We start from the raw sequence: 21,902 nt of genomic DNA on the forward strand, positions 1-21,902 counted from the left end.
TGATGTCTCCGCCGGTGGTGTGGTTGTCGAGAGTGGTGATGTCTCCGCCGGTGGTGTGGTTGTCCAGGGTGGTGATGTCTTCATCGGTGGTGTGGTTGTCGAGCGGCCCCACGATGCCGGACTCAACTGGCTTCGACTTCTTCTCAGTGGTCATGTCGATTAACTCCTGCGGTCCTGACTGTCCATCGAACGGCCCCGCCCGGCGACTCCCCCGTGGGTCGCCGGGCGGGGCTTATAGGAGCCGCTCACCATAGTGGTGGGGCCATGTCGTCGACCCGACTGCCCCCCGAGGCGACGGAACGACACTCATGAGAATGGCGCGCAGCGATGAACGATTGATAAACGCTCCACTGAACGGCCGTTTGTCTCAGCTCAGGCGGCGGCGACCGGGGCGAGCAGGCGCCGTACGTCGTCAGCCTCGGCCGAGCCCAACTGTTCGTACGCGGCCAAGGCTTCCCGCCAACATGCCCGTGCGCGGTCCGAGTGACCGACCCCGTTCAGGGCCCGACCCAGCACCGTCAGTGCGTGAGCGCGTCGCCACTCGCCTCCGATGCCGCGGAGTACGGACAGCGACTGCTCCGCATTACTGGCGGCAGGGGCCGGACGGCCCGCAGCGAGGTGGACCTCGGCGAGCCGGAGGTACGTCATGCCCTCCCACAGCCGTTGTCTGCTCTCGCGGAAGATATCCAGCGCCTGGGTGAGCTGGTGCAGTGCTTCGTCCAAGCGGCCGGCTCCGGTCAGTGCGAGGCCCAGTGTGTACATCCCGTTGGCGAGTCGCATGACGACGCTCAACTGCCGGTAAATGCCAATCGCCTGCTCCGCCAACAGCACGGCGCTGCTGGTGCGCCCGGTGTTGAGGTGAACGCGAGAGAGGTTGCAGAGTGCGCTCGCCTCGCACTGTCGGTTGCCGTCGTCTTGAAAGGCGCTGAGCGCCCGGGTCAGATGAGTCTCGGCGTCTTTGTGGCGACCCTGGTAGGTCGCAACGATGCCGCGGTCGTTGGGTCCAAAACCGGTGGAAATGGGGTCCTCGGCGGAGCGTCCCAGCAGCGTGGCGGACTGCGCTTGCTTGTCGGCCTCATCGAACCGGCCCGTCAGGCTGTGCAAATGCGCCAGCGACGCGCGCGCCCGCCCCTCAGCCAGCGGGTCGTCCGCTGCTCGGGCGGCGTCCGCGAGCGTCATGTTCACGTGCCCCCACTGGCGGGAATCGGCACCAGATTCGGCCAGGTCCTTGGTGACGAAGGCCAGGTCGACCGCGCGTCTCAGTGTGCTGGGGCGGGCTGACTGTTGGGCGCAGGCGAGCAGGCACCGGGCCTCTTGGAAGAGCCACTCGAGCGCCGCCGCTCGGTCCGGGAAGCGCAGGCCGGGGCGCTGGGTTGGGGCCAGGTGGTCGATGACGCGGTCGCCCGGCCGCTCCAGCGCGTACACCCCCGCCGCCGTCGCCAGGTAGAAGTCCAGCAGCCGCGACATCGCGGCCGTCCGCTCCGCCGGGGGCTGCTCGTCGCGGTCCGCGCAGGCGCGCGCGTAGAGGCGGACCAGGTCGTGGTAGCGGTAGCGGCCCGGGGCCGCCGACTCCAGCAGGGAGGTGTCGACCAGGGACTCCAGCAGCTCTTCTGTCTCGTACACGTCCAGGTCGAGCAGCGCGGCCGCCGCGGCGAGGGAGATGTCCGGGCCGTCGGCCAGGCCCAGCAGGCGGAAGGCGCGGGCCTGCTGGGGCTCCAGCTGGCCGTAGCCCAGCTCGAAGGTGGCCGCCACCGCCAGGTCGCCCGCCTGGAGTTCGTCCAGTCTGCGGCGCTCGTCGCCGAGCTTCGCGGCCAGGACGGAGACGGTCCAGGTACGGCGGGCGGCGAGGCGGGAGGCGGCGATGCGGATCGCCAGGGGCAGGAACCCGCAGGCGGCGACGACGTCCAAAGCGGCGTCGCGCTCGGCCGCCACCCGCTCCGTTCCGACGATCTTGGTGAAGAGCTGAAGCGCCTCCTCCGGGCTCATCACATCCAGGTCGACCAGGTGCGCGCCCGCGAGGTCCACCATCCGCGCCCGGCTGGTGATCAGCGCCGCGCAGCCCTCCGTCCCCGGCAGCAGCGGCCGAACCTGGGCCGCGTCCCGCGCGTTGTCCAGCAGTACGAGCAGCCGGCGGCCGGCGAGCACCGACCGGAACAGGGCCGCCCGCTCCTGAAGCGAGTCCGGGATGGAGGTGTCGGGCGTGCCGAGCGCCCGCAGGAAGGCACCGAGCACCGCCTCCGGTTCCGCGGCCCGCGGCCCCGCGCCCTGCAGGTCGACGTACAGCTGCCCGTCGGGGAAGCGGTCGCGCGCCGCGTGCGCCACGTGCACCGCCAGCGTGGTCTTGCCGACGCCGCCGATGCCCGCCACCGCCGAGACCGCCATCACCCGGCCCTCGGCAGTGGAGAGCTGATGGCTCAGCTCCTCGACGAAGGCGGAGCGGCCGGTGAAGTCCGCGACGGTGGCGGGCAGTTGCGCGGGCCGTACGAACGATACGGCCGACTGCCCGTTCGGCGCGGCGGTCGGCGCCGCCAGCCCGGAGTCGGCCTGGAGGATGCCCTGGTGCAGCTCGACCAGCTCCGCGCACGGATCGACGCCCAGCTCCTCCGCCAGCAGCCGGCGGGTGTCCGCATAGACGGCGAGGGCCTCGGCCTGCCGCCCGCTGCGGTACAGCGCCAGCATCAGCAGCGCCCGCAGCCGCTCGCGCAGCGGATGCGCCGCGGTCAGGGCGGTCAGCTCGGAGACGGCCTCCGCGTGGCAGCCGGAGTCCAGGTCCAGCTCCAGCCGGGTCTCGATGAGCTGGAGCCGCCACTCCTCCAGGCGTGTGCGCTGGGTCTCGGCGTACGGGCCGGGCACGCCGGCCAGTGGCTCGCCGTCCCACTGATCCAGGGCCGCGTTGATCAGTTCCCGCGCGCGGCGGCTGTCGCCGGCGCCGAGCGCCTTCTCGGCCTCGGTGGCGTACCGCTCGGCCAGTGCGCAGTCGAGGCCGCCGTCGTCGATCCGCAGCGCGTAGCCGCCGGACTCGCTCACCAGGGCATCCGCATCCGGGCCGAACGCCTTGCGCAGCCTGGAGGCGTACGTGCGCAGAGCGGCCACCGCGGCGTCCGGCGGCTCCTCGCCCCACAGGGCGGCGACCAGTTCGGGCGCGGTGGCGGTGCGGCCGCCGCGCAGCAACAGGGCGGCGAGCAGGGCGCGTTGCTGCGGGGAGCCGGTCGGGAGCGGCTGCTCGCCGCGCCAGGCCCGTACCGGGCCGAGTACGGCGAAGCGCAGGCGCGGCCCGTGCGCCGGTTCCTGTCCCATCGCTGCCCCCTGCTGTGGTCAGTCCTGTCGCTCCCCCGGACTCCGTCCGGGTGGGGGTCCCCCCGCCGACGGCCGGGGCGTGCCCGCAGCCAGTCTGCCCTGTGGACAAGGGCCGCGTCAGCAGGGGCACTTGGTCTCCACAAGCTGTGTACAACACGACGCCGCGGCACTTCCCGGTCGCTGAAGGCCGGAACACCTTGGCTCGCTCCAAACGACGGCTGACGCAACGTCAGGTCGGCGCTACCGTGTTCAGCCGGGCCACCACAGCGTGGGGGCCAAGCCGACGCCCGGCGGTGCGGCCCCCCCACTTCCACTCGTCTGAGCGCTCAAGCCCGCCCGAGGAAGATGGGATTGGTCATCGCGACCATCGCACCCGGCAGGCCGGATGCCCCGCCGTCCGCCGGGACGCGCCGTACCTCGGCCCGGACGTATGCGGCGTACGAGGGCGTCGTCTGCCACCGGACCGTGCCGGTGCCGGCGGAGGGCAGCGGTGTGGCGAAGAGCCGGCCCTGGTCGGTGACGAAGCGGACGGTGCAGCCCGGAGCGCCGGACACCTCCAGCGTGACCGTCACGTCATCGGTGCTGTCGACGGGCAGCCTCTCGCCGATGCCCGCGTGCGTCCCGCGTCCGCCCGCCGCGGAGAACGACAGGTCCACCGACGAGGACTCGGCGATCCAGCTGCGGCCGGCCCGGATGCCGTCCAGGATCGCCGTCCGCGACAGATCGTCGGCCAGGACGACCGTCTGCGGCAGACCGACGACCTGCGGCTCGCGGTGCGCGTCGCTGTTGCCCATCGCCGGCAGCCAGCCACCGCCGCTACGGACGGCCGCCACCAGGGTGTTGTCCCACTCGGCGATCGTCACCTCGTCGTCCGGCGTGTAGGGCCCGTTCCAGACCTCGACCGCGTCGGCTTGGCTCAGGCCGAACTTCCAGCCGCAGCCGATGCAGGGGGCGTGGGGGTGCGCCGGGACCACCAGGCCGCCCGCTTCCCGGATCATGCGTGCGAACCGGGGGAATCGGCCCTCGCACGCCCGGTAGCGCCAGTCGACGAAGACGCCCGGGTCCGTGCCGAGGGCCACGACGTGCCCATTGCGCGTGGTGATCTCTTCGCCGGTGAGGATGAGCAGGTCATCCCCCCAGAGGCCGTCCCACGCGGCGTGCCCGGAGGTGGTGTTGTGCTCGGTCGTGGTGATGAAGTCCAGCTTGGCGGCGCGGGCGGCGGCCGCGACCTCGGCGGGAGTCCGCTTGCCGTCCGAGTACACCGTGTGCAGATGGCAGTCCCCGCGGTACCAGGCCCGGCCGCGCCCCCTCGCGCGCTCCGGCGGGTGGACGGGCTTCGGGGTCTGCCCCTGCTGCCCGTAGCGCAGGGTCACCGTGAGCTCGTAGTTCAGGCCCTGCGGGGCGACGGTGTACGGGCCCAGCACGACATGCCAGGTACCGGGGTTGACCGGGCCGCGGAGGTACCCGGGCGTCGCCTGCTCCGCGCTGATCGCGAACTCCGTACGGGCCCCGCCCGACCAGCCTCGGAAGCCGCGGCCGCCCAGGTCCGTACCGCGCTCGTCGAAGATTCCGATGTCCAGGGCGTTGCCCTGCGTGCCCGGCGGGACGGCCGGCTTGTCGTACGTGTACGACACGGCGATCTCACGGGCACCGCTGGGGACCTCGACCGGCACGTACACGAAGTCCGGGGCACCGGTCGGCACTTGGCCGGTGACCTTCCGGGTCGCCTCGCCGACTTGGCTCTGGCCGGCTGCCTGGGCGAACGTCACGGTGCCGGGTGTGAACACACCCGCGGCACCCGCGACCGCCGAAAGCCTCAGTACGTCGCGCCTGTCCACCAGGCCTCCTAGGGTCGGGACCATGCCGGCGACAGGGTCCAACCCGTGTGTGACGGGCAACGGAATGGCCCCGGTCGGGGGAGTTTCCGTCAGCCGTCGTGGCGGAGGCTCCTCTTCTTCTTGTGCATCCAGATGAAGACGCCGACCAGGACGGCGAAGATCGCGATGAGGGTATCCATGAGGCTCCAGCCGGAGCCCCTGCTGGAGCCGTACGGGCCGTGGTGCCGGTAGCCGCTCCTGGAGCCGCCGCCGGACTTGCTGATGCCGCCGCCGTGGCTGCCCCCGTGTCCTCCGTGGCCGCCGCCGCGCGCCTGCACGATGGAGACGGTCTTCGGCGCTTCGGCGTATGCGGTAGCAGGCGCCCCGAACAGGGCGGCGAGCAGCAGTATCACGGTTGCCAAACGCATGGTCAGTTCCCCCTGATGCAAAGGCCCGACCGGGTGCCGCGCCATAACCGCTGCACCCTAGGGGAAAATGGCGGGCATGTGCCATGGGGTCCGCGGTCCGGAACCGCCAGGGACTACCCCATGCTGCTATCTGACGCGGGCACGGAAGCCCCCTCGTTACCCCTGTGACAAGTAGCAAACCGGCGGGTACCGGTGTCAAAGGCCGCTCGTATCCTCGGGGGATGACTTTGAGCGAGCAGGGGCCGGGACCGTCCGTGCCGGCCGGACCGACGGCGACCGCCATGCGACGAGCGCTGCGCCGCGCCCGCGACGGTGTGGCGCTGGACGTCGCCGAGGCGGCGGTGCTACTGCAGGCGCGCGGGGACGACCTGACCGACTTGTGTGCGTCGGCCGCGCGCGTACGGGACGCCGGGCTGGAAGCGGCCGGCCGCCCCGGCGTCATCACCTACTCCCGCAGCGTCTTCATCCCGCTCACTCGTCTGTGCCGCGACAGGTGCCACTACTGCACGTTCGCCACCGTCCCCGGCAAGCTCCGCCGCGGGGGTCATGGGATGTTCATGTCCCCGGACGAGGTCCTGAGCATCGCCCGGCGCGGCGCCGAACTGGGCTGCAAGGAAGCGCTCATCACCCTGGGGGACCGCCCCGAGGACCGCTGGCCCGAGGCGCGCGAGTGGCTCGAGGCCGAGGGATACGACGACACCATCGCGTACGTACGGGCGATGGCGATCCGCATCCTGGAGGAGACCGGGCTGCTGCCGCACCTCAATCCCGGCGTCATGACCTGGACGGACATCCAGCGGCTCAAGCCGGTCGCCCCGTCGATGGGCATGATGCTGGAGACCACGGCCGAGCGGCTGTGGAGCGAGCCCGGTGGGCCGCATTACGGCTCTCCGGACAAGGAGCCGGCCGTGCGGCTGCGGGTCCTGGAGGACGCCGGCCGGTCGAACGTCCCCTTCACCAGCGGGTTGCTGATCGGGATCGGGGAGACGTACGAGGAGCGGGCGGAGTCGCTGTTCGCGCTGCGCCGCGTCTCCCGCGCCTACCACGGCATTCAGGAACTCATCATGCAGAACTTCCGCGCCAAGCCGGACACGGCGATGCGCGGTATGCCGGACGCGGAGCTGGACGAGCTGGTCGCCACCGTCGCGGTCGCCCGCCACATCATGGGCCCGTCCGCCTGCCTGCAGGCGCCGCCGAACCTGGTGGACGCCGAGTACGTCCGGCTCATCGACGCCGGAATCGACGACTGGGGCGGTATCTCCCCGCTCACCCCGGACCACGTCAACCCCGAGCGCCCCTGGCCGCAGATCGACGAGTTGGCAAAGCACTCGGCCGCCGCGGGCTTCCGGCTGCGGGAACGGCTCGCCGTCTACCCGGAGTTCGTCCAGCGCGGCGAGCCCTGGCTCGACCCCCGCCTGCTGCCGCACGTCCGCGCCCTGGCCGACCCGGAGACCGGCCTGGCGCGCGAGGACGCCGTGGTGGAGGGCCGCCCCTGGCAGGAGCCCGACGAGGGGTTCGTATCGTCAGGCCGTACGGATCTGCACCGCGCCATCGACACCGAGGGCCGTACCGGCGACCGCCGGGAGGACTTCGACGAGGTCTACGGGGACTGGGAGGTGCTGCGGGAGGCGGCCGCCCCCGGGATCGCCCCCGAGAGGATCGACACCGACGTACGGACCGCGCTCTCCGTCGCCGCCGACGACCCGACGAAGCTGACGGACGCCGAGGCCCTGGCCCTGCTGCACGCCGACGGTCCGGCCCTGGACGCGCTGTGCCGGATCGCGGACGACCTGCGCCGCGCGGTCGTCGGCGAGGAGGTGACGTACATCGTCACCCGCAACATCAACTTCACCAACGTCTGCTACACCGGCTGCCGCTTCTGCGCCTTCGCCCAGCGCCGCACCGACGCGGACGCCTACACCCTCTCGCTCAGCCAGGTCGCCGACCGCGCCCAGCAGGCCTGGGACGTGGGCGCGGTCGAGGTCTGCATGCAGGGCGGCATCCATCCCGACCTGCCCGGGACGGCCTACTTCGACATCGCCCGCGCCGTGAAGGAGCGCGTTCCCGGCATGCATGTGCACGCTTTCTCCCCGATGGAGGTCGTCAACGGCGCCACGCGGACGGGGATGTCGATCCGCGAGTGGCTGACGGAGGCCAAGGCAGCGGGCCTGGACACCATCCCCGGCACCGCCGCGGAGATCCTCGACGACGAGGTCCGCTGGATCCTCACCAAGGGCAAGCTGCCCGCCGCCACCTGGGTGGAGGTCATCAAGACCGCCCATGAGCTGGGGATCCGCTCCAGCTCCACGATGATGTACGGCCATGTGGACCAGCCGCGGCACTGGCTGGGCCACCTTCGCCTGCTGGCGGAGATCCAGCAGGAGACCGGTGGCTTCACCGAATTCGTGACGCTGCCCTTCATCCACACCAACGCGCCCGTCTACCTCGCCGGGATCGCCCGGCCGGGCCCGACGACCCGGGACAACCGCGCTGTCACGGCCATGGCCCGGCTCCTCCTGCACCCCCATATCACCAATATCCAGACCAGTTGGGTCAAATTGGGCGCAGAAGGGGCCGCGGAGATGCTGCGCTCAGGCGCCAACGACCTCGGCGGCACGCTGATGGAGGAGACGATCTCCCGGATGGCGGGCTCCCGTTACGGCTCGTACCGCTCGATCCAGGACCTGGTCGCCATCGCCGAGGCCGCGGGCCGCCCCGCCCGGCCGCGGACGACCACGTACGGAGAGGTGCCCGCCGACCGGCAGCGGGCGGCCCTGGCCTCCGACGGCCACCTTCCGGAGCTGCTGCCGGTGCTGGAGGAGGCCGGCGGGGACGGCGCCCGCGAAGCGCTGTAGAGCGGGCCTGGCCTGGTACGGGGCAGCTGTATGCGGCGGTGCGCCCGTATGCGCCGTGACATGCCCCACCCACACGCGCACTGTGGTTCGCCGGGGCGCCGTGGGCTCGCCGGGAGCCGCGCTCGCCGGCGTGGATGCCACGGGGCGCGGCAAACCGGGCGTGAACGCGGCAGGGCGGCAGTTCGCCGCCGTGGTGATGCCTTTCTCCGAATGCGACCTCATGGGCGACTGTTTACATTTCGTCCTCTTCTCAGATCCGACCGATCCCGGTCGATTACAGTGCTGCGGCGGATGTCGGAGTGACCGTACGGGTTCGGGAGGGACGCAGTGAGCGCAGCGGGTACGCCTGTCTGGGGCCGCGCCGAGCAGCAGGACTTCCGCAGCCGGGTCCGCGGCTGTCTGCTCGGCGGCGCGATCGGTGATGCGCTGGGTGCCGCCGTCGAATTCCAGTCGCTGGAGCAGATCCGTGCGGAGCACGGCGCCGAGGGCATCACCGACTACGCACCTGCGTACGGGCGCCGCGGCGCCGTCACCGACGACACCCAGATGACGCTCTTCACCGTGGACGGCCTCATACGGGCGCAGGTCCGCCGCGACACTGGCGCCTGGCACCCGCCCACCGACCTCCACCGCGCGTATCTGCGCTGGGCGGCCACCCAGCGCGACTGGGGCCCGGACGAGCGGCGCAAGGACGACGGCTGGCTCGCCCGTGAGGAGTGGCTGTACTCCCAGCGCGCCCCCGGCCGCGCCTGCCTGAGCGGCCTCGGCGACGAGACGATGGGCACCCTCGACCGGCCCAAGAACCCCGACTCCAAGGGGTGTGGCGCGGTCATGCGCTCCGCGCCCTTCGGCCTGCTCGTCGGCTGGGAGCCGCAGCTGGTCTTCCAGCTGGCGGTGGAGTGCGCCGCGCAGACCCATGGCCACCCGACCGGCTACCTGGCCGCCGGCGCCTTCGCCGTCATCGTCCACGCCGTCGCACGCGGCGACAGCCTCGACAGCGCGGTCCAGCAGGCCCTCGTCCTGCTGGCCACCCGGCCGGGTCACGAGGAGACGACCGAGGCCCTCAAGCAGGCCCTCGGCGCCGTACGGCAGGGCCTGCCGACAGCGAGCCGTGTCGAGTCGCTGGGTGAGGGCTGGACGGCGGAGGAGGCGCTGGCGATCGGCGTGTACTGCGCCCTGGTCGCCGAGGACGTACGCCACGGCCTCCTCCTCGCCGTCAACCACAGCGGCGATTCCGACTCCACCGGCTCCATCTGCGGCAATCTGCTCGGCGCGCTGCACGGCGAGACCGCTCTGCCGCCGGGGTGGCTGGCCGAGCTGGAGGGGCGCGGGACGATTCTGGAGCTCGCGGACGACTTCGCGATGGAGATGACGCAGGGCCCGGCCCTGCACGGCCCCGGTATGTCCTCGCCGGGCTGGCTGCTCCGCTACCCGAGGGCGTAGCGGGGACCTCCGGTGGCCGAAGTCCAGGCACCATGAGCAGCCGATCCGCGCGGAGGCGGCCATGACGGCAAGGTGTTTGAGCCCGGCGCCGAGGCGGTCCCAGGCGGCGACCCGCTGCTCGAAACGGGCTTAGCCGTGCAGCACCCGGGGGTTGTGCCCGTAGGCCCGTGCCGGGTCGAGCGCCTTGCCGTACCTGCGCCGGAAGTACCAGTCGGTGAGCCGCACCAGCGGGGGGGTACGGGGCGGGTCGAGTGAGATACGGGGCATGTGGTCCTCCTCGGTGCGCGTCGCACGGGTCGAGCCCCCTCGGCTGGGACGGGGAACCAGCCGAGGGGGCTCAGGAGGAGCGAGTGTGAGTGCCGCAGGGAGGAGCGGCATCGTTTCAGCCGAGGTCGAAAGCGCCTCGGCTCGCCTCCGCCACGAACGCCGTCCAGGCCTCGGGGCGGAAGCTCAGGGAGGGGCCGTCCGGGTCCTTGGAGTCACGCACCGCGACAGTCTGCACGGTCGGGGACTTCACCTCTACGCATGCGCCATTGCCACCGGAGTACGAGGACTTGGTCCAGGTGTCCGTAGCGCCTTGCTGAATCGCCATGTCTGCTCCGGTCTGTACGAAGAGTGAGAGCGTGCCTCGTTTTCAAGGCGTGATCGACGCTACTCGCCAACATCGCTTTGCGAAGGGGACGTTCACTCGACCGGATGGCATATTCCATGTGCCTCTTCCCTACCGGCCTGGGGGAGGTGTACCTTGTGCCGCTCTCCGCGGCCGCTCCCGTCAGGTGCTCGGCGGAAGGACGTACTCCTTGGCGATCTGCCCGATGTACTCCCGGGTCTGGTCGGCGTTGAGCGCCTGCGCTCTGAGGTGCTCGTACATCACGGTGTAGCTCTGGACGTCGTTCGCCTTCTCCAGGTACAGGTCGCTGGTGACGCCCTCCAGATAGACCACGCTGGAGTCGGCGGCGTCGGGGAACTCCAGGATCGCGTACTGGCCGTTCACCCCAGGGTGCGCGCCCATCTCGAACGGCATCACCTGGACGGTGACATGCGGCAGTCGGGACGCCTCGGCGAGGTACTCCAGCTGCTCGCGCATGATCTGGCGGCTGCCCACGACCCGGCGCAGCGCCGCCTCGTCGATGACCACCCACAGCCGCAGCGGGTTTTCGCCGGAGTTGATCCGCTCCTGGCGGCGCAGCCTGACCTGGACGCGCTTTTCGATGTCGGTGGGCGCGGCCTCGGGCAGCGCGCCGCCGATGACCGCCTCCGCGTACGACCGGGTCTGCAGCAGTCCGGGCATGATCTGCGGCTCGTACACGCGCAGCGACGCCGCGTCGGTCTCCAGGCCGATGTAGACGCTGTACGGGATGTCGCCGAAGGCGTGCCACCAGCCCTGCTGGCGGGAGTCCTTGGCCATCTGCATCAGCGAGTCGACGATCCGCGGATCCTCGACCTCGTACACCCCGCAGAGGTCGCGGACATCGCGCTGGCTGATGCTGCGGCGGCCGTTCTCCAGGCGGCTGATCTTCGACTGGGAGACCAGCAGCCGCTCCGCCACCTCCTCCGCGGTCATGCCCTTGAGCTCACGGAGCCTGCGCAGCTCCTGGCCCAACCGGCGTCGCCTGACGGTGGGATTGACGTTGGACGCCACGGGAGTGCACCTCCGACTTGTACCGCTGTTTGTCCAGCAGCCTGCCACCCCAGGCCCGGCGCGCGCTGGGAAATCACCACAGAGGGTCCCGGCCCGAGCACAAGACGTGCGCGGGAGTGTGAGCGGGGTGGCGGGCGCGGCCCGTCCGGCGGCCGGCCCGCCACCCCGCGCGCATGTGCGGCTCCCGAACCGGGTCTGGGGACCGCGGTGCGTCCGGTGAAGTGCGGTGTGGTGCGTAGGTACTGCTGCGGTGCGGTGGTGCTGGTGTTGCCTGGTGCGGCTGATCAGTGAGCCACGGCGCGGGCCATGCCCGCACGCCGGGACTGTACGGGGACGCCGCTGGGCTCGTGGCTTCCCCGGCCGGGCGCGGGAGCGCGCCGCGGCTGGGCGGCGACGCCGTTCTGCACGTCCATGACGGCGTGCGCGACCAGTCCGCCCATCGGGTCGTGCCTGATCAGATCCCGGAGCCGGGAGCGGCTGGACCGCCCCTCGTTGCCGGGATACAGGTGCTTGCCGAGCCCCACCGCGTGGGCCAGGGCGGCCAGCGCCGCGGTCCGCGGGTCCGGCGGCACGCCGGTGCGGATCGCGCTGTCCAGCCGGGTCCTGATTTCCCGGCTGATGGCCGTGTCCGTCGCCTGGTAGCGAGTTGTCGGCAGCACCCCGCACATCTGGCCGGGCACGGCGTGCACCATGCCGCACCGCTCCAGATGCGTGAGGTAGGTCTGGCGCAGCCCCAGCCGGGGCCCGCCGATCCAGTGCACCGCCCGCACCGGACTGCCGCGCCGGCGCAGCAGTTCGAGCGCGGAGTCCAGTGTTGGATCTCCTGTCGGCCGTGGCAGTACCACGGCGATACGATCCCCGTCTGGGGCTATCCGTCCGGCCAGGGCCAGCTCGACGAGCTGTGCCCCGGCGAGACCGAGGTCGAGCGACTGCGGCTGCGCCGTGGTTCCCGTGGCCGGGTCCAAGGCGAGCAGCAGAAGCTCCTCCGGAATTGTTCTGCGGCTCCTGCCCATCCATGCCTCCCCGCGTGGATGAATGACAGGGTGACCCCTCTCACAGTTGTCTGTCGAGAGTGCCTGGGGGGTTTGTACGGGAACCAGTAGGTATGTCGTTCTCGTCTTGCTGATGAAGGAGGCCCGGCGGGGGACGCGGGGAACCGATGCCGCAGCGTGGCGGTGAGGGGGACCCGTGGTGGGCCGGGAAACTGGTATAGCGATGGGCAGCGGGACGTGATGCCACGAAGGGTGGCGCGCGTCCCGCGCAATGTGCGTGAGGAGGCACCGGTGGCGGGTGAGTCCCCCGACAGTTCGGAGCAGCGGGAGTCGTCGGGGGAGGCGACTCCGGGCGAGCGCGACCCGCGACTCGCGGTTGTTCGGGAGGCCCCGGCGGAAGAGCCGGCGGAGGCCGAGGAGGGCCAGGAGGCCGGGCAGGACGAGGCGTTGAGCCGTCCGGCGTCGGATGACGATGGCGGCTCCGCCGAGTCCGAGGAAGGCGAGTCCGAGGAAGGCGAGTCTGACGAAGGCGAGTCTGACGAAGGCGAGTCGGACAAGGGCGAGTCTGACGAAGGCGAGTCGGACAAGGGCGAGTCTGACGAAGGCGAGTCCGAGCAGGACGGGGCCCGCGCGGCCAAGTCCGACGAGGATGAGTCCGACGAGGCCAAGGGTGACGCCCGGCTGCGCGCGGCAGTTGCCGCATGGGTGGCGGGCGAGGACTCGTCCGGCGAAGACGCCCCGGCGGACAAGGCCGAGGCATCGGAAGGCCCGTCCGAGGACGATCCGAAGTCGGTTGAGGGCGAGCCGTCTGCGGAGGGGGCGGAGCCTGCCGAGGGCGAGCCGTCTGCGGAGGGGGCGGAGCCTGCCGAGGACAAGCCGTCTGCGGAGAGGGCGGAGCCGGCCGAGGACAAGCCGTCGGCTGACGAGCCGTCCGCTGGCAAGCCGTCCTCGGACAAGCCCGAGGCGGAAGCCGCGAAGCCGACTGCTGACGATGACGAGTCATCGCCGTCGTCCGGAGGCGATCTGCCGAAGCAGCCGGTGTCCGGCGCGGAGGGAGACGGCGCGCAGGCGTCGGAGGCGGGGCAGTCTGAGGACAAGAGCGAGTCCGAGGCCGCCGTGAAGGCGGTGGACCAGCCCACCGCCGTCTTCAAGACCGTCAAGCCGTCGCGCTCGGCTGACGAGACGGCCGTGGACCAGGCGACGGCCGTCTTCCAGGCGGTGAAGCCGTCTGAGGCGAGCGCTGAGGAAGCCGGGCGCGAGAAGGCCAAGCCGGAGGAGGCCGAGCCCCAAGAGGCCGAGCCTGCGAAGGCCGAGCGCGAGACGGCCGTGGACCAGGCGACTGCCGTCTTCAAGGCGGTGAAGCCGTCCGAGGCGAGCCCTGAGGAAACCGGGGCCAAGGAGGCCGAGTCCGGGAAGGCAGAGTCCGGAAAGGAGACGGCCACGTCCGACGCGGCCGAGCCCGGGAAGCCCGTGGACCAGGCGACGGCCGTCGTCAAGGCCGTCAAGTCCGAAGCGAGTGCCGAGGAAGCCGCGGCCAAGGAGGCCAAGTCCGAGAAAGCCGTGGACCAGGCGACCACGGCGCTCAAGGCCGTGCGCCCGCCGACCGCTCCGCCCGCCCCCGCGGAGGAGGACTCCGAGCGCACCAGCCAGTTCGTCCCGCTGAAGTCCCTCGACGACGCCCCGCGCAAGGCCCCACTGCCGCCCGAGACCGAACGCCCCAAGCAGGACCAGGGGCAGGAGACCCTGCCCCCCGAGACCGAGCGCACCAAGCAGCAGCCGCTGCCCCCCGTGCCGCCGCCGGGAGAGCCCGAGCCGCTCGACCTGCTCGCGCAGCTGACCAACACCCCGCCGCCGCCCGAGACCCCGCTGCGGACGATCGTGCGCCGGATCAAGATCTGGACGCCGCTCGCCGTGCTCCTCGCGATCATCTTCTCGGTGGTGCAGGCAGTGCGGTCGCTGCCGGACCCGGCGCTCGACCTCACCGCGCCCGCGACCTACGCGTTCGACGGCTCCAAGCCGAGCGTCCCGTGGCCCACCGAGGGCCAGGCCGTCCTCGAGGTCGACGGGCTCGGCAGCCTCGGCTCGTACGGTGAGCAGAAGCCCGTGCCGATCGCGAGCGTGGCGAAGGTGATGACGGCGTACGTCATCCTGCGCGACCACCCGGTCAAGACGGGCACCGACGGCGCGATGATCGACGTCGACGGGCAGGCCGCCGACGACGCCAAGCTCGGTGCCGACGGTGAGTCGGTCGTGGAGGTGGCAAAGGGCGAGAAGATCACCGAGAAGGAGGCGATCGAGGCCATCATGATCGCTTCTGCGAACAACATCGCGCGGCTGCTCGCCCGTTGGGACGCGGGCTCCGAGGAGGCGTTCGTCAAGAAGATGAACGACACCGCCAAGAAGCTCGGGATGAAGAACACCACGTACACCGACCCCAGCGGCCTGCGCGAGCAGACCGTGAGCACCGCCGCGGATCAGGTGAAGCTGGGCAAGAAGGCGATGGACGACCCGCTGTTCCGGGAGGTCGTGCGGATGCCGGAGTACATCGACCGCAAGGGGGCCAAGCACCGCAACTGGAACGGTCTGGTCCCGCTGGACGGTGTGGTCGGCATCAAGACCGGTACGACCTCCAAGGCCGGCGGCAATCTGCTGTTCGCGGCCGAGAAACCGGTCGGCGGCACCACGCAGTTGATCATCGGTGCGGTGCTGGGCCAGCACCAGGCGCCGATCATCGACACCGTGCTCGCGCAGAGCAAGAAGCTCATCGACACGGCGCAGGACGTGCTCGTCTCCCGGACCGTCGTGAAGAAGGGCGATGTCGTCGGCGTGGTCGACGACGGTCTCGGCGGCCGGACTCCGGTCGTCGCGACCCGGGATGTGTCGGCGGTCGGCTGGTCCGGTCTGACCGTGGATCTCGCCCTGACCGACAGCGGGAAGCCGATCCCGCACGAGGCGAAGGCCGGTACCAAGGTCGGCACGCTGACCGTGGGCAGTGGTCCGGGCCAGGTGAAGGTGCCGGTGGCGCTCCAGAAGGACCTCGTGGAGCCGGGCTTCGGCAGCAAGCTGACCCGTATCGTCTGATACCCCAGCGGCCTCGCGGCGGCCCCGGCGCACTCTCCAGCGCCGGGGCCGCGTCAGACGGCTGTGCGAACGGTGAAGAAGGTCGTGGACGCCTACGCAACGCTGCATGCCCTGGTGCGGGCGGGCCGCTTGGGTCCGCAGACCCATGCGATCCCACCGCAACCGTCGGCCGGTGTGATGAGTCCATCTGGGCAGGACTGGTTGTCGGGGGAGCAGGGGGTAGGAAGCCATGGGAGCAGCAGGAGACATACGCCGTCGGGCGGCCGCGGCACTCGGGATCGCCGGGGTGGTGCTGCCGCTGTCCGTCCTGAGCGGCACGCCCGCACAGGCGGCGTCGTGTACCACGAGCACCGGGCCGTATCAGAAGCAGGCCGAGAAGTTCCTTGGCCTGCCGGTTGACGGCAGGCAGTCGCCCGGCGACTGCACCGCGATTCGCGCGTTCCAGACCAAGCACGGCATCAGCCCGAACATCGGCTACGCCGGGCCCATCACCTGGGGAGTGATGGACCTGATGAACCAGCAGAAGGCTGCCGGCAGCAATCCGAACAAGGCCGGGAAGTGCCCGACCAACAAGGGCCGCATCGCCTGTGTCGACCTGACCCGGCAGCTCAGTTGGATCCAGGACGGCGCGAGGCTCGCCTACGGCCCGGTGCCGGTGCGGACGGGCCGGAACGGCTTCGAGACCCGCACGGGCGCGAAGAAGATCTACTGGCGCAACATCGACCACTGGTCGACGCTCTACAACGTCCCCATGCCGTACAGCCAGTTCTTCGACGGTGGGCAGGCGTTCCACTCCATCAGCGGCAGCGTCTGGTCGCCTCCCGGCTCGCACGGCTGCGTGAACATGCGCAAGGGCGACGCCCAGAAGTACTGGAACATGCTCAGGAACGGTGACGACGTCTTCGTCTACGGCCGCAAGCCCGGCACCTGAGCCGGGCAGGGGCTTCTCGGGTCGCGCCGCGCCTCTGGTGTCCCCCATTCGGGCGATAGTGTGACGTGGGAGGTGGCTGCCCACCAGCGTGATGGCTGCTGAACTCCGTGACGGGACGCATCTGTTCGTTGATGAACCGGAGTCGGCCATCGATATTGCGCAGAGGGTGGACACGGCCCCGGCTCCTGCTCCGGCACGGTCCACGCACATCCCGCGGTTCGCGGCCGCTTTGTCGCCCGCGGCACTGTCGCTCGTGCTGGGACTGTGGGGGATCCGCCGCCAGGGCAGCATCTGGCGCGATGAGGCCGTCACGTACGCGATGGCGCATCGCGGCCTGCACGATCTGTGGCGCACGTTGGAACACGTCGATGTCGTCCACGGTCTGTACTACCTGTTCATGCATGCCCTGTTCGCCACCTTCGGCGGCGCGCACATGACCCTGCGGCTGCCGTCCGTGCTGGCGATGTCGGCGGCGGCCGCGGGCGTCGGGCTGCTTGGACACCGCCTCGCGGGACCGCGGGCCGGACTGCTGGCCGGGCTGGTCTTCCCGCTGATCCCCGTGGTGCAGCAGTACGCGCAGGAGGGCCGCTCCTACGCGCTGGTGTGCGCCATGGTCACCTGGGCGACCTGCCTGCTGGTACGAGCCGCATCCCGGCCCAGCGCCCGGATGTGGACCGGCTACGCCGCCATGATGCTGACCGCCTGTCTGCTCCATGAGTTCGCGGTGCTGGTCCTCCTGGCGCACGGCACGACCCTGCTCCGGTCCGGCCTTCCGCGAGCGGTCGCGAAGGCATGGGGTATGGCGGCCGGCTGGGTGGTCGCCGGCCTGACCCCGCTCGCCGTCTTCAGCATGCGGCAGTCGGCGCAGGTCAGTTGGATAGGGGCGCCCAACCCCGTCGAGCTGCTGGGCTTTATCGTGCTCGCTGTGCTGGGGATCGCCTGTACGCGCACTCCGCCCCCCGCGAGAAAACCGTTCGAGCTCCCGTCGCTCGCCGTGCCGATCCTGGTGCTCCCGACGGCCGTGCTGCTGCTGGTGTCGGTCTTCAAACCGCTGTACGCCGACCGCTACGTCCTGTACTACGCCGTCGGTTTCGCCCTGCTGGCGGGCGCGGAGCTGGACCGGGTCCTCGGCCCGCTCCGCTTGGCCGGCCGCGACGGTCCACCGCCTGCGCGAAAGCTGCGGCGCACGGTGCTGGTGCTGGCGGCCACGCTGACCGTGCTGCTGGGCGTGGGAGCCTATCTGCGTAACCCACAAAGCCGCCTCGACAATGTCACGGCCGTGGCGCACACCGTACGGGAGGTGGGCCAGCCCGGTGACGGCCTGCTCTTCATGCCTTCCCGGCGCCGGGTATGGACGCTGGTGCGGCCCCAGGACTACCGCGGCCTGACCGACCTCGCCCTCGACCAGGGCCCCGTGCCCTCCCACACCTTGTACGGCACCGAGATACCCGCCGACCGGATAGCCGCCCGGATGCTGGCCGCCCGGCGCATCATCGCGGTCCACGACCCGGAAGGAGAACCGCTGGACGAGACCGCCCAGGAGATCGTGAAACGGTCGACGCTGCGCGCCTACTTCCAGGAATGCGGCAGCAGACGGGTCAGGGGAGCGGAGATCACGGTGTACGCACGCCCGGGGCAGTGCTGATCACATCCGCGAACCGCAGACGCCGGAGAGCCGGCCGACGTGCCGCTTGCGGATGTCCTCCTGGAGGCGTTCCAGGTCCCCCAGGATCGTCGCCAAGTCTTCCGGTCTGCTGAGGAACTGCAGGACCTTCTCGTGGAAGACGTTGCGCAGCTCCGGCGGCATCGCGTCGGACGCGTCCAGGCACAGGGTGCCGGCCCCGCTCAGCTCCTTCGCGATCCGTTCGTCGACGGCGTTCCCATACGGTCCCTGGCCCACCTTGTCGCTCGCGGAGAACACGGCCGGGTTGGTGATGTCCGCCCAGGTGCGCTGGGTATCGGGGTCGGCCAGGTAGGCCATCAGCTTCCGGGCCTCGTCGGTCTTCTTGAACATCCCCGCGAAGTCTCCCGAGACCTCCAGGTTGCGCCCCAGCCGGCGGGCCCCGGGCAGGAGCGCGGAGGACAGGGTGAAGTCCGCGTCCTTCGCCTGGTCGCCGTACAGCGCGCGGGCGAACGACCCCGTGTGCTCGAGGGAGCACCCGCGGCTGTTGTCGAAGAGCAGCCCGTTGGATTGCGGCTTGCCCCGGTGATCGGTGATCAGCGCCTGCTTCTCCCCGCCGTGCATGAAGTCGCCCCAGGTCTTCCAGGCGTCCTTCACCCGCTTGTCCGTCCAGCGCAGCTCGCCGGTGGCCCACTGCTCGTACACCTGGGGCCCCCAGCGCTGGAGCAGGATGTCCTCGATCCAGTCGCTGCCGGGCCAGCCCGATGTCGCGTCGGAGCCCATGCCCACACACCAGTTGCGGATGCCGGAGCGGAGTCTGGTGGGGTCCACGCCCTTGCGGTGCCAGACGATGCTCTTCAGGTCCGCCTTGACGGGGATCCAGTACGTGCCCGGCTTGCCGCCCGGGTGAGTCAGCCACGGGTCCTTGTACGCACTCACGTCGATGGCGGCGTCCAGCTTGACCAGGGCGCCGTTGCGGACGTAGTCGGCGAGTTCGCCGGGGCCGGGCAGCACCGCCACATCCGGCGGGGTGCCGGCCTGGACCTCCGCCAGCAGTACCTCGCGCTGCGCGGTGGTGCCCTGGTACTCGACCTCGATCCCTTCCTTGGCGGTGAACCGGTCCAGGATCCGGCGGAAGGCGGTTTCCTCATCGCCGGTCCAGGGTCCCAGGATCGTGACCTGGCGGGGTAAGTCGGCCTGGCCCGTGCAGGCGGCGAGCAGCACCAGGCACAGCGCCGGCAGGAGGCGGGCCAGCAGCCGGGCAGGGTTCCGGGTGGGGCGGCTCATCGCGGCTGGATCCGGTACTCGGCGATGCGCGGACCCATGCCGATGAGGACCAGTACCCCCACGCTCGCCCCGCCCGCGGGTATCCAGTCGATGGCGGCGGCCCGCCCCTCGGTTGCGTCCATGCCCTTGCGCACCTCTTCAGCGGTGAACGTGATGTTACGGCGCATCGTGGTCAGCGTCTGCTCGGTGGGCTCTTCCCCTTTGTCCGTGGCGACACCCATCGCCTTCTGCGACGCGATCAGTGAATTCAGAGCGCTCCGGGCGGAGTTGAGCCGGTTCTGCGTCTGAGCCGCCCACATGGTGGGCCAGAGCGCGGCGAAGATGATGACGGTGGCCGCCGCCAGGAACGGGGCCAGCCGCCGCCGGAAGCGCCGGCGCAGGGTCAGTTGGGCCACCACGAGCAGCACGGCGAGCGTCGCCAGCCCCGTCCACGCGGTGGTCCAGGCCGTCCACAGCAGCGTGCCGAAGGAGGTCTGCCGGAGCAGCACCAGCCGCTGCTTGTCCTGCAGCTTGTCCAGCCGGTCGAGGATGCCGGTCTCGTCGCGGTAGAGGATGGAGCGGGCGGAGGTCAGATACGCGTCGCGCAGCAGCTTGTTGCCCTCGGCCCGGGCGGCCTCGTCGATCGACTCGGTGTAGGCCTTGAGCAGGCCTGGTACGGGCTGGAGGATCTGCCGGCCGGCGGCGCCGGCCACCTGCAGCTCGCCGACCCGGGCCAGGCTCTGGTCGGCGGCCGAGATCTGCGTCTCGTACTGCTCGCCCTTGCCGCGTACGTCGGCGAGGCCGCTGGTGAGGTTCTCGCGCGCCGCCCGGTGCGCGCTCTGCAGCGCGGTCCGGGCCGCGGCCACCTCGCGTATCGCCGGAGAGGTCGTGTCGCGTACCGTCCCGGGATTGCGGTGAACGCCGTGGTAGGCGGCGAACAGCGCGACGACGGTGACGGCGGCCACGGCCAGCAGGGCCCCGCACTGCCACTCGATGAGCCGTCGGGTGCTGATGCGGGATACGGCCTGTCGACCGCTCATGACGCGAACTCGTAACGGCAGCCCGGGCAGAAGTTGGCATCCGCGGGGGAGAGTTCCTCACAGGTCGGCGTCGGGCACTTCTTCGGCGGCCCCGGCGGCCCCGACTGATCCGGCGCTGTGGTGTGGCTGGTGCTGACCAGCAAAGCCTGGATGTGCCGCCGGTCGACCTGCTGCCGCACCGCCACCCGCCCGGCGGCCGCGTCCTCGATCACCACCAGTGGAGCCAGCCGTTCCAGGTGCAGGGTGTCACCGAGCTCGTGGGCGAGCCGCACGGCGGTGCCGAGCCATCGCGCGGCCTGCCCGAAGTCGCCCTCCTGGTGGGCTGCGCAGCCGAGTTGCGCCGCGGTGTTGAGCTCCTGGCAGCGGGCGAAGTGCTCGGCGGCGGCGATGTGGGTGGGCGGTGGCCGTTCCTCGGTCCAGCGCACATCGACCGAACGCTGCGGGGGCAGGTTCACGCCCTCGGCGCGCAGCTCCAGGTCGGCGATACGAGCCGGCTCGTCGTCGTGCGGGGCGGACGGCTGGGTGATGGAGGCGAGGAAGGAGGGGGTGTCCGGCTCGGCCCGCAGCCGCAGTTCGTACCAGCGGGTCTCGTCGCCCCATGCGCCGGTGGGGAAGAGCAGGGCCCCGTCCCCCTCCTCCCGCGCGGTGCCGGTCAGATCCAGCATCGTCGGGTAGAGCTGCCGGAACAGGGTGACGGCGACGCCGCGCCGGCTGCCCACCCGTAGCGTGAGCTCCGGCAGCCGGCGGCTCGTCGAGGTGAGGACGACCGAGCTGAACTGCTCCGACAGCGTGCTCTCGTCGACGACCGCGCTGGCCGTCCCGCGCAGCCGTGACGAGATACGGGTGAGCTGCGCGGCGTCGTACTCGTCGCCGATGCCCACGGTGTCGCAGGTGAACTGCTCGGCGCACGCGTCGAGTACGCGGTCCAGCTCGCCCTCCTTGTCGTGCTCGTCCCTGCCGTCGGTGAGCAGCAGGACGTGCCGCATCGAGGCCTTCTGGCCGTCCAGGAGCCGGCGGGCGAGGTCGAGCCAGGAGGCGATGGCGGTGCCGCCGAAGGCGTTCATCCGCTTGGCGGTGAAGGTGGCGGACGCGCGGGTCCTGGGATCGGCGACAGCCGTGCCGGGGGATCTGGTCTCCACCCAGGGATAGGCCACGCGTGCCCGCTCGGTGCCCTCGATGAGCGCGAAGTGCGTGCCGTCGGGCAGCAGGCTGATGGCGGCGGCCGCGGCCTTGCGGGCTTCCGCGATCTTGATGAAGGGGACCGCCATGGTGCCCGAGCAGTCGATGATGATGATCTCGGCGCGCTCGGGGCTGTGATCGACCGCGGCGCCCAGCCCGGTCGCCCCCACCTTCACAAAGACATGCACCTCGTTGCCGTCGCCGGCCGCGTACTGCAGATCCTGGTAGCTGACGGTCCAGTCGATACGGCCCGGTCTGTCGTTCGGCATCTCCTCAGCCCCCTATCCCCGTTCAACCCGCTCAGATCCTT

At 71.0% G+C, this 21,902-nt stretch carries 15 protein-coding genes; 5 read left to right on the forward strand and 10 right to left on the reverse strand.

Going from position 1 to position 21,902, the window contains the following annotated elements:
- Nucleotides 1–372 precede the first annotated feature (372 nt).
- The 3 genes from ACY34J_RS09820 to ACY34J_RS09830 all read right to left on the reverse strand — a co-directional run bounded on the left by ACY34J_RS09820 (nucleotide 373) and on the right by ACY34J_RS09830 (nucleotide 5,542).
- Nucleotides 373–3,297: an AfsR/SARP family transcriptional regulator gene (locus ACY34J_RS09820; RefSeq protein WP_462726179.1), complete on the reverse strand. Its 2,925-nt coding sequence runs from the start codon at nucleotides 3,295–3,297 to the stop codon at nucleotides 373–375.
- Nucleotides 3,298–3,623: 326 nt separating this feature from the next.
- A complete protein-coding gene (locus ACY34J_RS09825; protein WP_462726178.1) occupies nucleotides 3,624–5,159 on the reverse strand; it encodes a CehA/McbA family metallohydrolase in 1,536 nt (511 codons plus the stop codon).
- 65 nt (nucleotides 5,160–5,224) lie between these two features.
- Nucleotides 5,225–5,542 carry a hypothetical protein gene (locus ACY34J_RS09830; RefSeq protein WP_462726177.1) on the reverse strand — a complete coding sequence of 106 codons (318 nt, stop codon included), beginning with the start codon at nucleotides 5,540–5,542 and terminating at the stop codon, nucleotides 5,225–5,227.
- 221 nt (nucleotides 5,543–5,763) lie between these two features.
- Here ACY34J_RS09830 and ACY34J_RS09835 point away from each other — a divergent pair, with 221 nt between their 5' ends.
- Nucleotides 5,764–8,397, forward strand: coding sequence for a bifunctional FO biosynthesis protein CofGH (locus tag ACY34J_RS09835; RefSeq protein ID WP_462726176.1), 2,634 nt, complete (start codon nucleotides 5,764–5,766; stop codon nucleotides 8,395–8,397).
- Nucleotides 8,398–8,724: 327 nt separating this feature from the next.
- Nucleotides 8,725–9,840 carry an ADP-ribosylglycohydrolase family protein gene (locus ACY34J_RS09840; RefSeq protein WP_462726175.1) on the forward strand — a complete coding sequence of 372 codons (1,116 nt, stop codon included), beginning with the start codon at nucleotides 8,725–8,727 and terminating at the stop codon, nucleotides 9,838–9,840.
- 129 nt (nucleotides 9,841–9,969) lie between these two features.
- Here ACY34J_RS09840 and ACY34J_RS09845 read toward each other — a convergent pair whose 3' ends face one another.
- From ACY34J_RS09845 to ACY34J_RS09860, 4 genes are all read right to left on the reverse strand, one after another.
- Entirely contained in the window at nucleotides 9,970–10,107 is a 138-nt protein-coding gene (locus ACY34J_RS09845) for a hypothetical protein (RefSeq protein WP_462726174.1), read from the reverse strand.
- Between the two features lie 115 nt (nucleotides 10,108–10,222).
- Entirely contained in the window at nucleotides 10,223–10,432 is a 210-nt protein-coding gene (locus ACY34J_RS09850) for a DUF397 domain-containing protein (protein ID WP_462726173.1), read from the reverse strand.
- A 180-nt stretch (nucleotides 10,433–10,612) separates the two neighbouring features.
- Nucleotides 10,613–11,482 (reverse strand): helix-turn-helix domain-containing protein, encoded by an 870-nt coding sequence (locus ACY34J_RS09855; RefSeq protein WP_462726172.1) that lies wholly within the window; start codon nucleotides 11,480–11,482, stop codon nucleotides 10,613–10,615.
- A gap of 284 nt (nucleotides 11,483–11,766) precedes the next feature.
- Nucleotides 11,767–12,495: a GOLPH3/VPS74 family protein gene (locus ACY34J_RS09860; protein ID WP_462726171.1), complete on the reverse strand. Its 729-nt coding sequence runs from the start codon at nucleotides 12,493–12,495 to the stop codon at nucleotides 11,767–11,769.
- A gap of 270 nt (nucleotides 12,496–12,765) precedes the next feature.
- On the opposite strand from ACY34J_RS09860, the gene ACY34J_RS09865 reads away from it, so the two are divergent.
- The 3 genes from ACY34J_RS09865 to ACY34J_RS09875 all read left to right on the forward strand — a co-directional run bounded on the left by ACY34J_RS09865 (nucleotide 12,766) and on the right by ACY34J_RS09875 (nucleotide 18,131).
- Entirely contained in the window at nucleotides 12,766–15,555 is a 2,790-nt protein-coding gene (locus ACY34J_RS09865) for a D-alanyl-D-alanine carboxypeptidase (protein ID WP_462726170.1), read from the forward strand.
- A 229-nt stretch (nucleotides 15,556–15,784) separates the two neighbouring features.
- Entirely contained in the window at nucleotides 15,785–16,486 is a 702-nt protein-coding gene (locus ACY34J_RS09870) for a L,D-transpeptidase family protein (RefSeq protein WP_462726169.1), read from the forward strand.
- A 91-nt stretch (nucleotides 16,487–16,577) separates the two neighbouring features.
- Nucleotides 16,578–18,131, forward strand: a complete 1,554-nt coding sequence (locus ACY34J_RS09875) for a glycosyltransferase family 39 protein (protein WP_462726168.1) — start codon at nucleotides 16,578–16,580, stop codon at nucleotides 18,129–18,131.
- Here the strand turns inward: ACY34J_RS09875 and ACY34J_RS09880 are convergent, their stop codons facing one another.
- Genes ACY34J_RS09880 through ACY34J_RS09890 form a run of 3 tightly spaced genes read right to left on the reverse strand, consistent with a single transcriptional unit; the run spans nucleotide 18,132 to nucleotide 21,861 of the window.
- A complete protein-coding gene (locus tag ACY34J_RS09880; RefSeq protein ID WP_462726167.1) occupies nucleotides 18,132–19,394 on the reverse strand; it encodes an ABC transporter substrate-binding protein in 1,263 nt (420 codons plus the stop codon).
- A complete protein-coding gene (locus ACY34J_RS09885) occupies nucleotides 19,391–20,413 on the reverse strand; it encodes a hypothetical protein (protein ID WP_462726166.1) in 1,023 nt (340 codons plus the stop codon). Before ACY34J_RS09885 ends, ACY34J_RS09880 begins: the two co-directional genes overlap by 4 nt.
- Entirely contained in the window at nucleotides 20,410–21,861 is a 1,452-nt protein-coding gene (locus tag ACY34J_RS09890) for a vWA domain-containing protein (RefSeq protein ID WP_462726165.1), read from the reverse strand. The genes ACY34J_RS09885 and ACY34J_RS09890 overlap by 4 nt, the downstream gene beginning before the upstream one ends.
- Nucleotides 21,862–21,902: the final 41 nt, after the last annotated feature.

The sequence above is a fragment of the Streptomyces sp. HSS9-12 genome, from assembly GCF_054963655.1.

Coding starts and splice junctions, on each gene's coding strand:
- ACY34J_RS09820 (WP_462726179.1), bottom strand. CDS start 3,297: ATGGGACAGGAACCGGCGCACGGGCCGCGCCTGCGCTTCGCCGTACTC.
- ACY34J_RS09825 (WP_462726178.1), bottom strand. CDS start 5,159: ATGGTCCCGACCCTAGGAGGCCTGGTGGACAGGCGCGACGTACTGAGG.
- ACY34J_RS09830 (WP_462726177.1), bottom strand. CDS start 5,542: ATGCGTTTGGCAACCGTGATACTGCTGCTCGCCGCCCTGTTCGGGGCG.
- ACY34J_RS09835 (WP_462726176.1), top strand. CDS start 5,764: ATGACTTTGAGCGAGCAGGGGCCGGGACCGTCCGTGCCGGCCGGACCG.
- ACY34J_RS09845 (WP_462726174.1), bottom strand. CDS start 10,107: ATGCCCCGTATCTCACTCGACCCGCCCCGTACCCCCCCGCTGGTGCGG.
- ACY34J_RS09850 (WP_462726173.1), bottom strand. CDS start 10,432: ATGGCGATTCAGCAAGGCGCTACGGACACCTGGACCAAGTCCTCGTAC.
- ACY34J_RS09860 (WP_462726171.1), bottom strand. CDS start 12,495: ATGGGCAGGAGCCGCAGAACAATTCCGGAGGAGCTTCTGCTGCTCGCC.
- ACY34J_RS09870 (WP_462726169.1), top strand. CDS start 15,785: ATGGGAGCAGCAGGAGACATACGCCGTCGGGCGGCCGCGGCACTCGGG.
- ACY34J_RS09875 (WP_462726168.1), top strand. CDS start 16,578: ATGGCTGCTGAACTCCGTGACGGGACGCATCTGTTCGTTGATGAACCG.
- ACY34J_RS09880 (WP_462726167.1), bottom strand. CDS start 19,394: ATGAGCCGCCCCACCCGGAACCCTGCCCGGCTGCTGGCCCGCCTCCTG.
- ACY34J_RS09885 (WP_462726166.1), bottom strand. CDS start 20,413: ATGAGCGGTCGACAGGCCGTATCCCGCATCAGCACCCGACGGCTCATC.
- ACY34J_RS09890 (WP_462726165.1), bottom strand. CDS start 21,861: ATGCCGAACGACAGACCGGGCCGTATCGACTGGACCGTCAGCTACCAG.